Raw genomic sequence first — 15,193 nt, 5'->3', positions numbered from 1 at the left:
TCGCGGGGATCAGCGTCCCGTCCTTGAGTTTCACCCCTTCGACCTTGCCGTCGCCGACGATCGCGGCGGTGTCGGCGCCTTCACGGTCGATCAGCGCTTCCAGCTCGGCCACGCAATGGGCGGTGAACTGTTCCTCGGTCTGATCCGGGTCATCGCGGCGGAAGTAATAGGGTGCTTCGGTATGGATCACCTGCGCCAGCGGCAGGTCGAATTTCCTGTGAAACAGATCGAGTCCGGTCAGCGACCCGGTCATCAGCCCCGACCCGTGATAGCCGCGCCAGCGCGAGATGATCTTCTTTTTCTCCGGCCGCCCGAGGATGTTGTTCATATACCAGATGAGCTTGACGTTGGTCTCATTCGCATCCGAACCGGACAGGCCGAAATAGACCTTGGACATGTGGTCCGGCGCACGGTCCAGAACCATCTTGGCCAGTGTGATCGACGCCTCTGTCCCATGGCCCACGTAGGAATGGTAATAGGCCAGTTCCTTCGCCTGAGCGGCAATCGCCTCGGCAATCTCGGGACGGCCATAGCCCACGTTCACGCAATAGAGCCCGGCGAAAGCGTCAAGCAGCCTGTTGCCATCCCGGTCCTCGATGAAGACGCCGCTGGCGGTCCTGATCACCCGGTTCGGAGTTTCGCCACGGGCAAATTCCGCCAGGTGGGTGGAAGGGTGGAAGAAGTTTTCGCGATCCCAGTGTTCCAGTTGATCGTTGTGCAGCATGGCTGACCTCTCGGCTCCGGCGGCGCGCCGCCTGTTTCACATGATTGGAGCCGGATGCACGCTTGGGGCCGCCATGGCCCCGGTTCGAGCAGAAGGCTCCGCTCACCCAAGCAGCAGCGCGCAATGCCTTTATTGCCAGGGTCATGAACTTATGGAGCACATTCCCCGCGTCGATGGCAAGAGGCTTATGCACCCTTCCCGGTACCGGGATCAGAGGCGCGGATCGGTGTCCTGGCGATTGGATCTGTCACGACACAGAGCAAGCCCCGCTGGACTCCACGGCCCGACACCTCTTCCGCGCTATCGAGAAAGGCCAGCCCCCCTCCCCCGAGGCCCTGTCGCGTCTCAAAAAGGGAGCCGAACGGCGGATCGCCGGTATTCAGAATGGATTTCAGTCTGATCGCGGTGGTGCCCAAGGTGGGACTCGAACCCACACGTCCTCACGAACGGGGGATTTTGAATCCCCTGCGTCTACCATTCCGCCACTTGGGCCTTGCCCCTGAATAGGCAAGCTGCCCGGCGGCGTCAACGCGATAGCGCAAAAGAAAACGGGCCGGTTGACCCGGCCCGTTTGCATACTCACCAAACAGGGGTCAGTCCACGTATTCGGTCCAGGCCGAGGCACGCAGCGGCGTTACCGGCGTGCCAAGCGCGATGCCGTTCACCCAACGCTCGCGCGGGCTGTCGGCGCCGAACAGAAACTTGATTCCAGCGAACAGGCGGGTTTCCCCGTGGTTGTCGCCTTCATCGGTGGAATCGATGAACGTGTAGCTCATCCCATAGGTCGCCAGCAAAGGCTTGTCGGTCGACAGGCGGGTCTCCCCCGCGATGGTCACGTCCCAGAAGCGGCCGGGATCATTGCTGTCGATATATTTGTCGGTGCCGGAATGCTCGACACTGGCCATGACCGCGGTGCGGTCCGAGGCAAACCACACACCGCCCGCGCGGGCGACGTAACCGCCGGTAAAGCCCTCGGTTTCGCCGTCGCCGTCAGCCAGCACATCACCGCCGCCCAATTGTCCGAAAACCAGAACATTGTCGGACAGCAGGGTCTGGCCCTCGACACCTACCAGCCAGACACCATAGGTCTCGTCGGCCGCGCCACCCTGCGATTGCGCCTCGCCAGCAGTTGCGAAAACACCGGCCCGGCTGCCGTCGCCGAGCTGCCTCAGCGCGTGGATCGCAAGCTGGCCCTGCCAGTCCGGATCTTCGTCATCGTCGAAATCGCTCGTGGACGAAAAATCATCCCAGCGCAGGTCCGCACCGACACCCAGAAGAAATGCGTTGCCCAACTGCCAGGCCGCGTCCGCGGCAAGCCGCGCGGAAGCTACGTCGGCCCTGTCCAGGCTTCCAGGACTATCGGCCTCGCGTACAAAATTGAATCCAAGGTCGCCGCCGACCGAACCTACCACTGTCTGTGCCATGGCCGGCAATGCAACCGTTCCCGCCAGAAACGTGGCAAGCGTGAAAATGCGTTTCATATCCCTCTCCAAAAAGAAATTCCCATTGGTTTTTATAAATGGGACACAGAGAGTTCCATTATTAATATATTTATATTTGGTTTTTTGAATCTTTACTTGACAAAAAGGCAACACCCCCCGGTTTCCCGAGGGGTGCGAAGGCTTCGTGAGGTCCGGGTTGCACCGTCTAGAACATCACTCCGACCAGCCAGAGCGTGATGCCCGGGAAGGCCACAAGGATCACCACGCGGATCAGGTCCGACAGGACGAAGGGGGCAACTCCGCGATAGGTGGCAACCATCGGAATGTCGCGCGCCATCGAGTTGATGATGAACAGGTTCATGCCCACCGGCGGGGTGATCAGCCCGACCTCGACCACGATCAGGGCGAGGATGCCGAACCAGATGCCTGCCTCTTCCGGGGTCAGGCCGAAGTCCAGCGTCTCGACGATCGGATAGAAAATCGGAATGGTCAGCAGGATCATCGACAGGCTGTCCATGACGCAGCCGAAGATCAGGTAGGCGATCAGCATGACGGTCAGCACCACCAGCGGGGCGAGGCCCGAATTTCCGACCCACGCGGCCAGGTTCTGCGGCGCCTGGGTAAAGGCCAGGAAGCTGTTGAACATCTGCGCGCCCAGCACGATGAAGAAGATCATCGCGGTCGACTGGGCCGCCTTCAACACGCTGTCCATGAAGGTCTTGAAGGTCAGACCGCCGGTCATGATGCCATAAAACCCGGTGGCGACCGCCCCCACGGCAGCGCCCTCGGTCGGGGTGAACAGGGCCTGCACCCCGTCCTTGGTCCAGTTCCAGTCGGCGGCAATGCCACCCATGACGAGGCCAAAGATCACCACCACCGGCCAGATCTTAAGAAGGGTCAAAAACCGGTGGCTGTAGGGCACGCGTTCGGCGGTGGTGGCCGACCCCGGCTTCCAGCGCACGTAGACCGCGACCGTCAGCATGTAGCCGAGGGCGGCCAGGACACCCGGCACCAGCGCGGCAATGAACATCTTGACGATGTTCTGTTCGGTCAGGATGGCGTAGATCACCAGGATGATCGAGGGCGGGATCAGGATGCCCAGGGTGCCGCCCGCAGCCAGAACGCCGGTTGACAGGTCATCCGAATACCCACGCTTGCGCATTTCCGGCAGGGCCACCTGCCCCATCGTCGAGGCAGTCGCCAGCGATGAGCCGCAGACCGCGCCGAAACCCGCACAGGCGCCGACGGCGGCCATGGCCACACCGCCCTTGCGGTGCCCCAGCCAGTCCGAGGCCGCCTCGAACAGCGCGCCGGACATGCCGGACTTTGTCGCGAACTGTCCCATCAACAGAAACAGCGGCACGATCGACAGCGAGTAGCTGGAGAACGTGTCATAGCTCAGCGTCTTGAGCTGCGACAGCGGCGCGTTCGGGTTGCCCATGACATACCAGACGCCAAAGAAGCCGGTCAGCCCCATCGCCAGGCCGATGGGCAGGCGCAGGAAGATCGCCAGCAACATCAGCCCGAAGGCGATCATTGCGATTTCGAGGCCGGTCATACGTGTTCCTCCCGGCCCTTCAGGACCCAGTTGAGCGAGCGCCAAACGGTATAGAGCGCCACGACGAAGAAGAAGAAAGCGCCGATCAGCGAGAGCCCGAAGGGGATCCAAAGCGGCAGTTCGAGTTCATAGGATGTCTCGGCAAAGAAGGGTTTGTACCCCATGCCCAGGGCGCCCCGGAAGGCGTCCGAGCCATAGGGAAACTTCTCGCCGAAGCCCAGCCACAGGCGCCACAGGATCACATAGGCGGCCAGGGCCAGCATGACGTCGCCGACAAAGCCCAGGAAGGCCTTGGCGCGGTCCGGCAGGCGATCGATGAACAGGTCCACCGTCACATGGCCGCGTTTCAGCTGCGTGTAGGGCAGAAAGGAAAACACCGCGACGGCGCAGCCCATCTCGACCATTTCGAAATCGCCCTTGATCGGCCCGAGGTCAATGAGGCCCTTCAACATGTCTCCCTGGAAGGGATCCATGAACCGTCCGAAGATCGAGAACACGGTCACGCCGGCCACTGCGGCCAGGATGGTGCCTCCGAAGTAAGCCATCCAGCGCGCGATGCGCTCGAAGACACGGCCCAGCCGGGCCTCTGCATTTGGTGCGATTGGTGTCACGGGCCCGTCCTCATTGTCCCCACTCCCGTTGAATTGGGCTCCCCGGACCGGTTCAGACGGTCCCCGGGTGAAAAAACTCCGGGCCACGGCAGGCGCGGCCCGGAGCATTCACGTGTGTCAGATCAGTTGTCCGAGTACTTGGCGACCAGTTCCTGAGCCAGGGCCACCATGCCGGCGCCGTCCAGGCCTTTCGAGGTCACTTCCTCGATCCAGGCGGCGGTCTGTGCCTCACCGATGGCGCGCAGTTCGGCCACCACGGCCTCGTCCAGGGTGTAGATCTGGTTGTCGGTGCCGGCGACCAGTTCTTCACCCAGCGCGTCGCCCTGATCCATGGCGCGACCGGCCCAGGCCGAGGTGTCTGCGCCGGAGTTGGCATCGATCACGGCCTTCAGGTCGTCGGGCAGGCTGGCGTAGGTGTCCTTGTTCATCGCCCAGATGAAGAAGGTGTTGTACAGCGCACGGTCGCCACCGATCTGGGTGTGGCTGTCGGCCAGTTCATGCACTTTCAGCGGCGGAACGATTTCCCACGGGATCACTCCGCCGTCCACGACGCCCTTCGACAGCGCTTCGGGGAAGGCCGGAACAGGCATGCCGACCGGGGTGGCTCCCAGGGTTTCCAGCAGGGCGTTGGCCTGGCGCGACGGGCCGCGCAGCTTCAGCCCCGCGAAATCGGCGGTCGATTTCAGCGGATCGCCCTTGGTGTGGATCACGCCCGGCCCGTGCACGTGGGTCGCCAACAGGCGCACGTCGCCCATGCGTTCCATCAGGTATTTTTCCGAAAACTCCCAGGCGGCCCGCGACGAGGCCTCGGCGCTCATCGAGGTCATGAAGGGCAGTTCAAAGGCTTCCGATTCCGGGAACCGACCCGGGGTATAGGCAGGCAGCGCCCAGCCGCAATCGATCACGCCGTCACGGATCTGGTCATACAGCGCCGGCGGTTTGCCGCCCAGCTGCATCGCCGGGTAGAGCTCGACCTTGATGCGGCCGTTCGACTCTTCCTCGACCTTCTGCGCCCAGCCTTCCATGAAGAACTTGGGCACTGAACCCTTCGGCGACAGGAAGTGCTGGCAGCGCAGGGTCACGTCCTGCGCGAACCCGGCGGTTGCCGACAGGCCAAGGGCCACGGCACCGGCCAGCACGGAATTAAGGGTCATTTTCATCTCGTTCTCCTCCCAAATACGAAACGTTGTTTCAAGGCTATCCTCTGTGGGGACCGAATGCGAAATTCAAATCTCCCCTCCCCGCATAAGAACAGGCTATGAGCCATGCCGCAAGACAAATTCGACCGCGCGGTCGGTTTTGGGCGGATTTCTGGTCAGTGCCGATCCGAAACGAGAAGTCATTTCACGTGCAACGGTTCAGCATCCGAACCATCCTGTCAAGCTAATTAACGCGTTAACTTCATCAAATCGTTTTGAAAACGATAGTCAATCCAAAACGAATGCGTTGCGACCATCCAGACGCCCGCGCTTGCATCCCATTGCAAACAAACACTAATTCTTTACCGATGCCGCATGAACAATCGTAGACCGCATCGGCGTTCAGCCTGCATTGCGTTTCAGCATGACATCCCGGATTTGCCGGATCCCGGTCATTGCCACTTCGATACCCCGGCCTCCGCCGCGCCGAATCGCGGTGCCGGCGAACGTCGATGTCGCGGCGGCCCCGCCACCTCGGGCCACCCCCTCCGGGCCGGTTACGGTCAGATTGCCGGGGCGCTCAGACCCTGGCAGACAACGGAAGCTTGACCCGCCCGCGCCCGCATGGTTTGACAACCGCAAGTGAGGACGCCGAGCACATGTTGAAAAGACTTTACGACTGGACCCTGTCCCTGGCCGAAAGCCCCTATGCACTTTGGGCACTGGCCGTGGTCGCCTTTGCTGAAAGTTCGGTCTTCCCGATCCCGCCCGACATCCTGATGATCCCGATGATCATCGCCTTGCCGCACCGCGCCTTCCTGATCGCGGGCATCGCGCTTGTCGCGTCCGTACTGGGCGGGGCGTTCGGCTATTTCATCGGCTGGGGCCTTTACGAGACCGTCGGCCTGCCGGTGCTGGAATTCTACGGCAAGACCGGCAAGTTCGAGGAATTCGCCGCCACCTATAATGACTATGGCGCCTGGGCGGTGCTGATCGCCGGAGTGACACCCTTCCCCTACAAGGTCATAACCATCCTGTCGGGCTCGACCGGGTTGAATTTCGGGGTTTTCATGGTTGCCAGCGTGATTGCCCGCGGGCTGCGGTTCTTCGTTGTTGCCGCGCTTCTGTGGAAGTTCGGCGCGCCCATCCGCGACTTTATCGAGAAACGCCTGGGCCTGATGTTCACCCTGTTCGTCATCCTGCTGGGTGGCGGATTCTACGCGCTTAAATACCTGTGAGATAGGCCATGACCCTCACACGCGCACATCTGATCCTGTTTGCCTCTTTCAGTTCGGCCGCCCTGCTGGGCGGGGCCTTCCTGTTCCAGTTTGCAGGCTACGCGCCCTGCGCGATGTGCTATTGGCAACGTTGGCCGCACGGGATCGTCGCCGTGCTTGGCCTGGCCGCGCTGGCCGTCAGGAACCCGCTGCTGTGCTGGGCTGGCGCGGTTGGCATGGGGGTCTCGGCGGGGCTTGGCGCCTATCATTCGGGGGTCGAACGCCATTGGTGGCCCGGCCCCAGTTCCTGTACCGGCGGCGGAGACCTGTCGGGGTCGGCCACCGATCTGCTCGACAGCATCCTGTCCACGCCGGTGGTGATGTGTGACGAAATTCCCTGGCGCCTGTCCGACTGGATCCCGCTTCAGATCCTCGACCTGACCATGGCCAATTTCAACGCGGTCTTCTCGCTGGTTCTGGTCGGTGTCTGGGTGGCTGCGGCGCGCATGAAATAAGCATCACGCCCAGACGGAGCCGGAGGGCCGCGCCCTCCGTCAGGGCTTGCCGCGCAGGAGCTGACGCAGCACGCCGTGCAGGATCTGCACGTCCTGGCGCGTCATCGAAAAGCGCGGCCACATGTTGCGCATTGTCACTTTCATGCCCGGCGCCTTTTCCGGCGGATAGAAGAACCCGGCCTCGTCCAGCCGCGCCTCGTAGTGGTCGGCCAGTTTCTCGACCTCGATCGCGCTGGCCCAGTCGGCGCCCGCCATGCCGTCATCCGCATGGGTGACATCCGTCGCCTGGCGGCGCCATTCATAGGAGGTCAGCAGCACGCATTGCGCCAGGTTCAGAGAGGCGAATTCGGGGTTCACGGGAACCGAAATGATCGCGTTGGCCTTTGCGACCTCGTCGTTTTCCAGCCCGGTCCGCTCGGGTCCGAACAGCACCGCGACCTTGCGGCCCTGGGCGCGCATCGCGGCGGCCATTTCCATCGCGCGTTCGGGGCTGTAGACCGGCTTGGTCAGGTCGCGGCTGCGCGCGGTGGTGGCGAAGACGAAATCGCAATCGCCCACCGCCCCGGCCAGATCGTCATGCACCTGCGCGGCGTCCAGCACCCGCCCCGCGCCCGACGCCATGGCCACCGCCGCCGGATTCGGCCAGCCGTCGCGCGGGGCAACGATCCGCATGCGGGTCATGCCGAAATTCAGCATCGCCCGGGCCGCCGCGCCGATGTTCTCACCCATCTGCGGGCGCACCAGCACCATGGCCGGTTCTGGTCCCAGATTGTCAGCAGTCATGGTATGGCCCCTTTCGCGATGGATGACGCGCGGTTTAATCTGGGCGGAGGTGGAAAACAAGCACCGGAAGGAGACCCCGGGATGGCTCATGACGAAGGGCTCGCCCAGATTCTGCGCGATGCGCTGACCGGCACGCCGGGCGTGACCGAAAAACGCATGTTCGGCGGGCTCTGTTTTCTGCTCAACGGCAACATGCTGTGCGGCGTGCATGGGGAAAAAGCTGGTCCGGGCGCAATGTTTCGTGTGGGCAAGCAGAACGAGGCCGCCGCGCTGGCCATCGAGGGTGCCGGGCCCATGAGTTTCACGGGCCGAAAGATGGGCGGCATGGTGGATGTCACCGCCGAGGCGCTGGCGGATGACGCCTCTCGCGCCGAGTGGCTGCGCCTGGCGCTGGATTTCGTCGGGCCGATGCCTTCTAAGTAGTCAAGACCTCCGGGACACGCTATAGCACGCGGCAAAGCAGACGAAGGAGCGCCCCGATGGCCGAGACCGAGCAGCCGCAAATCTATCTCCTCACCCCGCCGGAGTTTGAACTGTCGACCTTCCCCGACCAGCTTGCCCGTGTGCTGGACGCCCATGAAGTCGCCTGCCTGCGCCTGTCCCTCGCCACCGCGGACGAGGACCGGATCGCCCGGGCCGCTGACGCCTGCCGCGAGATCGCCCATGCCCGCGACATTGCCCTTGTGATCAATGATCACGCCATGCTGGTGGAACGGCTGGGCCTCGATGGCGTGCACCTGTCCGACGGCGCGCGCCGCATGCGCAAGGTGCGCAAGGATCTGGGCCAGGACGCCATCATCGGCGCCTACTGCCATACCTCCAGCCATGACGGGATGACCGCTGGCGAGGCGGGAGCGGATTACGTCAGCTTCGGCCCCGTGGGAGCCACCCCCCTTGGCGACGGCACCCGCGCCGAGCGTGACCTCTTTGCCTGGTGGTCCGAGATGATAGAGGTGCCCGTGGTGGCCGAAGGGGCGCTGGACGCCGATCTGGTGCGCGACCTGGCGCCAGTGACCGATTTCTTTGCCATCGGCGAGGAGATCTGGCGCGCCGAGGATCCCGCCGCCGCGCTGGGCGATCTGATCAGGGCAATGGGCTGAGACGGCGGCAGGTCTGCAATCAGCCCCGTGCCGCCTGTTCCCCGGCCGCGAAATCCAGCCCGGCCAAAGCCAGGGGCGCACGCACGGTCTGTTCGCAATAGGCCGCCAGCGCCTTGCGGCTGTCAAACTCGTTGACCTTGACCGGCTCGTGATAGACCAGCTCGACCGTGCCCTGTCGGCCCTGCGCCAGCACTTTCAGCAAATGCGGCCCGAAATCCATGCCGCCCCACCAGCCATAAAACCGGCTGTCTTCGCCCTCGGGCGCACGGTAGATCACCGTGACCGGCTGCACATGCATGACCTCGCGCAGATGCTGCGTGAAGAAGGCAGCGAAAAGCGTTGATTTAAAAGGCAGAACCCGGCGCGAATCCGTACTGGTGCCCTCCGGGAAGAACAGCAGCTTATGGCCCGCGTCCAGCCGTTCCTCGAACATCTTGACCTGCGCTACCGCCTCGCGACGGTCGCGATTGATGAACACCGTGCCGGTCGCCTTGGCCAGCCAGCCGATGCCCGGCCAGCTCGCCACCTCTGCCTTGGACACGAAATAGACGCGTTTTCTGGCATTGAGCGCGAAGATATCCATCCAGCTCGAATGGTTCGCCACCACCGCACCGATGCGTTTCATCTGCTGGCCCGATGCGCGCAACCGGATGCCGAGGATGACAAAGGCCGTGCGGCAGACCGTCTGGGTAATCCACGGCGTCAACGGGCGCCTGCCCCCCCAAATCGGTTTTTCGACCAGACGAATGGTCAAAAGGATCAGCAGACCACCAAACACGACGACGGCCAGAGGCAGCCCGCGCAACACGGCCCTGATCCAGCCCATCGCACCGATACGCTTCGCCTCGAGCTCGGTGCCCTCGCCCCAAGCCTGGCTCATGCACCCGTTCCCTTCGCATAGAGGCTGCGATGCCTCTCGCTCATCACAGCGGTGTCGAGGATCAGACAGACATCGATGGTGTTGAAGGCATGGTCGATATAGGCGCCCTCGCCCACGTAGCCGCCAAGACGCAGATAGGCCTTGATCAGGGCCGGCGTGGCTTTCACCGCAGCGGGGCGGTCGATCTCGGCCTCGGGCATCAGGTCCATCGACTGGAAATGCTCGGGCAACGCGCGCGCCCGCAGGGCCTCGGGGGCCAGGTGACGGTGGTGCAGCAGCGACAGAGATCCCCTGAGCGCGTTGATGTCGGTGCCGTGAAAGCTCGCCACACCAAAGAGCACTTCGATTCCGTGTTCGGCAACGTAGTCCGCAAGCCCGTTCCACAGCACCCTCATCGCAATGCCGCCCCGGTAGTCCGGATGCAGGCAGGAACGCCCCAGTTCCAACAATTTGCGACCCGAGGTTTTCAGCGCCGTGAGGTCATATTCGCCTTCGGAGTAATAGCGCCCAAGCTTTGCCGCCCGGTCATCACGCAAGAGCCGGTACACACCGACGGCCGCACCGTCGCGGGCCCGGTCGAACAGCACCAGATGGTCGTAGAACGGGTCGAATTCATCCCGTTCCAGCCTTGCATCGTGATCGACCAGAACCCCATCGCCGCCCAGCTCCTCGACGAAAACGTCATAGCGCAGGCGCTGCGCGGCGATCAGGTCGGCCTCGTCACGGGCCAGACGCAGTTCGAAATTCGGGTTAACGGCGGGCATGGTTGTTAAGCTTTCAGGAACCTTTTCGCGGTTCTATGGGGGCACAAGGAGATTTGCAACCGGCAGGCTTTGACACAGCTTTTGGTTGTGCTAGCCTCCTCTCCAACAGTTTTTAATTGCATCAGGAGTCGAAAACAGGGATGAGCTCGACCCGGGAGATTTCGATCACCCGCTTGCCGGCATGTTCGAAATTCACCGTGACCTTGCCGCCAATGTTGCTTTGCACCTGGCCCAGGCCCCAGTCAGGCCGATCCGGGTGGCGCACCAACATGCCCGGTTCCAGAATGGCTCCTAGTCCGCTCATTTCACTTTCCTTTCCAAGACGAGGCCACCCATGTCCGCACCTTCCCGCGACCTGAACGCCCTACTGGGTTCACGCATCTGCCACGACCTTATCAGCCCTCTGGGCGCAATCGGCAATGGGGTTGAGCTGCTGCAGCTGTCCGGATTGGCGGATTCGCCCGAAATGGCGCTGATCGCCGAAAGCGTCGAGAACGCGAACCTGCGCATCCGCTTCTTCCGCATTGCCTTCGGCGCCGCCGCGCAGGGCCAGTTGGTCAGCGCGCGCGAGATTGCCACGGTTCTGGCGCCGGGCGTGGACGGCCGCAAGATCGAAATCGACTGGACTCTGGAGGGGGACCAGCCACGCACGGCGGTCAAACTGATTTTCCTGATCCTGCAATGTTTCGAGACCGCCATGCCCTGGGGCGGGCAGATCCAGGTGAGCTTTGATGGCGAACACTGGAGGGTTGGCGGCGTGGCAGAGCGGCTGAAAGTGGACCACGGGGTGTGGGAGCTCCTGTCCAATCCCGCCGCCGAAGTCGGCCTGGCCCCGGCCCAGGTGCATTTTGCCCTGGTCGGCCCCGAGCTCGCGCGCCAGGGTCGCAAGCTGGGCCTGACCGTGTCGGACCATTCGATCAGTGTCGAGTTCTGACCACCGCCCGATCGGGGTAACGTCCCTTACGGGCGGGTCGTTCCGTCCCCGGTCACAAGGTATTTGAACGATGTGAGCTGCGTTGCGCCCACGGGTCCGCGCGCATGCATCTTGCCTGTGGCAATGCCGATTTCGGCCCCCATGCCGAATTCGCCGCCATCGGCGAACTGGGTCGAGGCATTGCGCATCAGGATCGCCGAATCCAGCCGCGAGAAGAAACGTTCGGCCGCCGCGTCATCCTCGGTCAGGATCGCATCGGTGTGCGACGAACTGAACTGGTTGATATGGAGGATCGCGGCGTCGAGATCGTCAACCAGACGCGCGGCGATGACCATGTCCAGGAACTCCTTGCCCCAGTCGTCGTCGCTGGCCGCTTTCGAGCCCGTCAGCCCCGGCCCCGCATGCACCTCGACACCGGCGGCCATCAGTTCGTTGATCACCTCCTGCCCCAGCCGGGCCGCATCCTTGTGGACCAACAGGCATTCGGCCGCCCCGCAGATGCCCGTCCGGCGCGTCTTGGCGTTCATCACCACATTGTGGGTCTTTTCGGGATCGGCGGCCTTGTCGATAAAGACATGTACGATGCCTTCGAGATGGGCAAAGACCGGCACCCGCGCCTCGCGCTGCACCAGCCCCACTAGCCCCTTGCCGCCCCGGGGCACGATCACGTCGATATGGTCGGTCATGGTCAGCATCTCGCTGACTGCCGCACGGTCACGGGTGGGCACGCGCTGGATCGCGTCCTCGGGCAGCCCGGCGGCGCGCAGCCCGTCCTGCAGGCAGTCATGGATCACCCCGGCGGAGTAAAAACTTTCCGAGCCGCCGCGCAGGATCACCGCATTGCCTGCCTTCAGACACAGCGCGCCCGCATCCGCCGTCACGTTGGGGCGGCTTTCATAGATCACGCCGACCACGCCCAGCGGTGTGCGCACGCGCTGGATATGCAGGCCCGAAGGCATGTCCCATTCCTCCATGACGGCGCCGACGGGATCGTCCTGCGCGGCCACGGCGCGCAAGCCGTCGCACATGCCCCGGATGCGAGCCTCGTCCAGCATCAGCCGGTCCATCATGGCGGGGCTCAGCCCCTTGTTGCGGCCGAACTCCATATCCTTGCCATTGGCCTCGATGATCTCGGCCCGGCGGGACCAGCAGGCCTCCGCAGCAGCGTCCAGTGCGGCGCGTTTCGCCTCTGACGGGGCGAAGGCCAGCTCCGACGCGGCCGCTTTCGCACGCGCGCCGATGTCGTCCATCAGGGCGGGGATGTTGGTGTTCTCAGTCATGTCGGAGCCTTTGTTTGCTGTCCTCTTACACATCCTTCGAATGTGCTGTCGGACCAACGCGCCCGCAAGCGGGCGCTTGGCCTTCGGCGAGGATATTTCTGGAAAGATGAAAGGTCAAAGAGCCATGTCGTCCCGGTGGATCAGGGCCGCGCGGCCCGGATAGCCGAGGGTCGGTTCGATCTGGTCGGAGCGCTTGCCGGCGATCGCCCGCGCCTCCTGCCCGGTGTAGCGGGCAAGGCCGGCGCCCAGATGGGTGCCGTCAGGGCCGTGAATATCGACCGGATCACCGCGTTCGAACATGCCGTAGACGGCGGTGACGCCCGCAGGCAGCAGCGACTTGCCCGAGGCCAGCGCCTTGGCCGCACCTGCGTCCACCACGATGTCGCCCTTGGGTTTCATCGAAGCGATCCAGTGTTTGCGGGCAGCAACCGGTGTGGTGCGCGCGGTAAACAGCGTGGCGGGGTCGCCATTCAGAAGCGCGGAGAGCGGCGCCATGCGGCTGCCCTCGGTGATCGTCATCGCGCAGCCCGCGCCGGTGGCGGTCTTGGCGGCCATGACCTTGGTTTTCATGCCGCCCTTGCTGAGCCCCGTGCCCGCGTCGCCGGCCATCGCCTCGATCTCGGGGGTGATCGCCTCGATCACGTCATAGCGTTTCGCGGTGGCGTCAATACGCGGATTGCCGGAATAGAACCCGTCCACATCCGACAGGAGCACCAGGTGATCTGCGCCGATGGTCACGGCGACCTGGGCCGCCAGCCTGTCATTGTCGCCGAAGCGGATCTCGTCCGTGGCCACGGTATCGTTTTCATTGACAATCGGCACCACGCCCAGGCCCAGCAGAGTTTCCAGCGTCGCGCGGGAGTTCAGGTAGCGGCGTCGGTTGGCGCTGTCCTCTAGCGTCACAAGCACCTGCGCGGTGGTCAGCCCGAGCGGTGCCAGCACCTCTTCCTAGGCGCGCGCCCAGCGGATCTGGCCAACCGCGGCGGCGGCCTGGGATTCCTCCAGGGGCAGTTCTGCGGCAGGCAGGTCCAGCACGCCCCGCCCCAGCGCGATCGACCCGGACGAGACCAGCACCACATCCGCGCCACGCGCCTTGAATGCGGCTACGTCGGCGGCCAGCGAGGCCAGCCAATCGCCTTTCAGGGCGCCGGTTTCGGCATCGACCAACAGGGCCGAACCGATCTTGACCACAATGCGTCTGGCGTCGCTCAGGGCTGCCATGTCTCGGATTCCTCGTCGGGTTTGTGGCGCAGCTTGTCCTCGTCGATCTCGGTGCGCAGAGCGCGCAGAACGTCGATCGTGCCCTGTTGGGCGACGCCCGACATGGTCAGCACCGGGCCCGCGACGGACTCCAGCTCGGCCTTCTTTTCGGCCAGCTCTTCTTCGTCCAGCGCGTCGATCTTGTTCAGCACGGTCACGCGCGGTTTGTCGCCCAGGATGTCGCCGTAGGCTTCGACCTCGGTGATGATGGTCTGCCAGTCGCCCGCCACGTCATCCGACGTGCCATCAACCAGGTGAAGCAGCACCGAGCAGCGTTCGACATGGCCCAGGAACAGGTCGCCCAGCCCCCTGCCCTCGCTTGCCCCTTCGATCAGGCCCGGAATGTCGGCGACGACGAATTCGACCTGATCCACGCCGACGACGCCCAGGTTCGGGTGCAGCGTGGTGAAAGGATAGTCCGCGATCTTCGGCCGCGCGTTCGAGGTCGCCGCGAGGAATGTCGATTTGCCCGCGTTGGGCAGGCCCAGCAGCCCCACATCGGCGATCAGTTTCAGACGCAGCCAGATCGTGCGTTCGATGCCCGGCTGGCCGGGGTTGGCGCGGCGCGGGGCCTGGTTGGTGGAGCTTTTGAAATGCAGGTTGCCAAAGCCGCCATTGCCGCCCTTGGCAAGGACAACGGTGTCGCCCACATCGGTCAGGTCGGCGATGACGGTTTCCTCGTCCTCGTCCAGGATTTCGGTGCCCGCGGGCACACGCAGGATAATGTCGGTGCCATCCGCGCCGGTGCGCTGCTTGCCCATGCCCGGCTGGCCGCTCTTGGCGAAGAAATGTTGCTGATAGCGGAAGTCGATCAGCGTGTTCAGCCCATCGACCGCCTCGGCAATCACAGAGCCGCCCTTGCCGCCGTCGCCACCGTCGGGGCCGCCATATTCGATGTATTTCTCGCGCCGAAAGGACACGCAGCCGCCACCACCACCGCCGGAGCGGATATAGACCTTGGCAAGATCGAGGAATTTCATGGTTTT

Annotated in this window: 16 protein-coding genes, 1 tRNA gene and 1 pseudogene; 5 read left to right on the top strand and 13 right to left on the bottom strand. The window is 63.7% G+C overall.

Features of this window, described 5'->3' with window-relative positions:
• The 6 genes from Q1V43_RS03570 to Q1V43_RS03545 all read right to left on the bottom strand — a co-directional run.
• On the bottom strand, positions 1 to 724 hold a 724-nt coding region (locus Q1V43_RS03570; protein WP_300514003.1), incomplete at its 3' end, for an aminotransferase class III-fold pyridoxal phosphate-dependent enzyme.
• A 406-nt stretch (positions 725 to 1,130) separates the two neighbouring features.
• Positions 1,131 to 1,216: transfer RNA gene (locus Q1V43_RS03565), tRNA-Leu, on the bottom strand.
• Between the two features lie 101 nt (positions 1,217 to 1,317).
• A complete protein-coding gene (locus Q1V43_RS03560; RefSeq protein WP_300514001.1) occupies positions 1,318 to 2,205 on the bottom strand; it encodes a hypothetical protein in 888 nt (295 codons plus the stop codon).
• A 166-nt stretch (positions 2,206 to 2,371) separates the two neighbouring features.
• Positions 2,372 to 3,724, bottom strand: coding sequence for a TRAP transporter large permease (locus Q1V43_RS03555; protein ID WP_300513999.1), 1,353 nt, complete (start codon positions 3,722 to 3,724; stop codon positions 2,372 to 2,374).
• Positions 3,721 to 4,335: a TRAP transporter small permease gene (locus tag Q1V43_RS03550; protein ID WP_300513997.1), complete on the bottom strand. Its 615-nt coding sequence runs from the start codon at positions 4,333 to 4,335 to the stop codon at positions 3,721 to 3,723. Before Q1V43_RS03550 ends, Q1V43_RS03555 begins: the two co-directional genes overlap by 4 nt.
• A gap of 122 nt (positions 4,336 to 4,457) precedes the next feature.
• Positions 4,458 to 5,495, bottom strand: a complete 1,038-nt coding sequence (locus tag Q1V43_RS03545; protein ID WP_300513995.1) for a TRAP transporter substrate-binding protein — start codon at positions 5,493 to 5,495, stop codon at positions 4,458 to 4,460.
• A 638-nt stretch (positions 5,496 to 6,133) separates the two neighbouring features.
• On the opposite strand from Q1V43_RS03545, the gene Q1V43_RS03540 reads away from it, so the two are divergent.
• A complete protein-coding gene (locus Q1V43_RS03540) occupies positions 6,134 to 6,712 on the top strand; it encodes a YqaA family protein (protein ID WP_300513993.1) in 579 nt (192 codons plus the stop codon).
• Positions 6,713 to 6,720: 8 nt separating this feature from the next.
• Positions 6,721 to 7,206: a disulfide bond formation protein B gene (locus Q1V43_RS03535; protein WP_300513991.1), complete on the top strand. Its 486-nt coding sequence runs from the start codon at positions 6,721 to 6,723 to the stop codon at positions 7,204 to 7,206.
• 39 nt (positions 7,207 to 7,245) lie between these two features.
• Here Q1V43_RS03535 and Q1V43_RS03530 read toward each other — a convergent pair whose 3' ends face one another.
• Positions 7,246 to 7,989, bottom strand: a complete 744-nt coding sequence (locus tag Q1V43_RS03530; RefSeq protein WP_300513989.1) for an RNA methyltransferase — start codon at positions 7,987 to 7,989, stop codon at positions 7,246 to 7,248.
• A gap of 81 nt (positions 7,990 to 8,070) precedes the next feature.
• Between Q1V43_RS03530 and Q1V43_RS03525 the strand changes: the two genes are divergently transcribed.
• Positions 8,071 to 8,412: a TfoX/Sxy family protein gene (locus Q1V43_RS03525; RefSeq protein ID WP_300513987.1), complete on the top strand. Its 342-nt coding sequence runs from the start codon at positions 8,071 to 8,073 to the stop codon at positions 8,410 to 8,412.
• Between the two features lie 56 nt (positions 8,413 to 8,468).
• The gene (locus Q1V43_RS03520; protein ID WP_300513985.1) at positions 8,469 to 9,089 is read left to right on the top strand and encodes a thiamine phosphate synthase; all 621 of its coding nucleotides are present in this window, start codon (positions 8,469 to 8,471) and stop codon (positions 9,087 to 9,089) included.
• 19 nt (positions 9,090 to 9,108) lie between these two features.
• Here the strand turns inward: Q1V43_RS03520 and Q1V43_RS03515 are convergent, their stop codons facing one another.
• The 3 genes from Q1V43_RS03515 to Q1V43_RS03505 form a co-directional block, all read right to left on the bottom strand.
• On the bottom strand, positions 9,109 to 9,969 hold the full coding sequence (locus Q1V43_RS03515) for a lysophospholipid acyltransferase family protein (protein WP_300513983.1): 861 nt from the start codon (positions 9,967 to 9,969) through the stop codon (positions 9,109 to 9,111).
• Positions 9,966 to 10,733: a GNAT family N-acyltransferase gene (locus tag Q1V43_RS03510; protein WP_300513981.1), complete on the bottom strand. Its 768-nt coding sequence runs from the start codon at positions 10,731 to 10,733 to the stop codon at positions 9,966 to 9,968. The genes Q1V43_RS03515 and Q1V43_RS03510 overlap by 4 nt, the downstream gene beginning before the upstream one ends.
• A 121-nt stretch (positions 10,734 to 10,854) precedes the next feature.
• Positions 10,855 to 11,037: a DUF3553 domain-containing protein gene (locus tag Q1V43_RS03505; RefSeq protein WP_300513979.1), complete on the bottom strand. Its 183-nt coding sequence runs from the start codon at positions 11,035 to 11,037 to the stop codon at positions 10,855 to 10,857.
• 30 nt (positions 11,038 to 11,067) lie between these two features.
• Between Q1V43_RS03505 and Q1V43_RS03500 the strand changes: the two genes are divergently transcribed.
• Complete coding sequence (locus Q1V43_RS03500; RefSeq protein WP_300513977.1) at positions 11,068 to 11,667, top strand: histidine phosphotransferase family protein; 600 nt, start codon at positions 11,068 to 11,070, stop codon at positions 11,665 to 11,667.
• Between the two features lie 26 nt (positions 11,668 to 11,693).
• Here Q1V43_RS03500 and Q1V43_RS03495 read toward each other — a convergent pair whose 3' ends face one another.
• The 3 genes and pseudogenes from Q1V43_RS03495 to obgE form a co-directional block, all read right to left on the bottom strand.
• Complete coding sequence (locus Q1V43_RS03495) at positions 11,694 to 12,947, bottom strand: glutamate-5-semialdehyde dehydrogenase (RefSeq protein ID WP_300513975.1); 1,254 nt, start codon at positions 12,945 to 12,947, stop codon at positions 11,694 to 11,696.
• 114 nt (positions 12,948 to 13,061) lie between these two features.
• Positions 13,062 to 14,168 (bottom strand): annotated as a pseudogene (proB, locus tag Q1V43_RS03490) (glutamate 5-kinase).
• Complete coding sequence (gene obgE, locus Q1V43_RS03485) at positions 14,156 to 15,187, bottom strand: GTPase ObgE (RefSeq protein WP_300513973.1); 1,032 nt, start codon at positions 15,185 to 15,187, stop codon at positions 14,156 to 14,158. The pseudogene proB and the gene obgE overlap by 13 nt, the downstream one beginning before the upstream one ends.
• Positions 15,188 to 15,193 lie beyond the last annotated feature (6 nt).

Source organism: Aliiroseovarius sp. (assembly GCF_030148435.1).
GTDB lineage: Bacteria > Pseudomonadota > Alphaproteobacteria > Rhodobacterales > Rhodobacteraceae > JASBTN01.
Note: the sequence above shows the minus strand (reverse complement) of the source record. Positions and strands in the feature narration are given on the sequence as shown.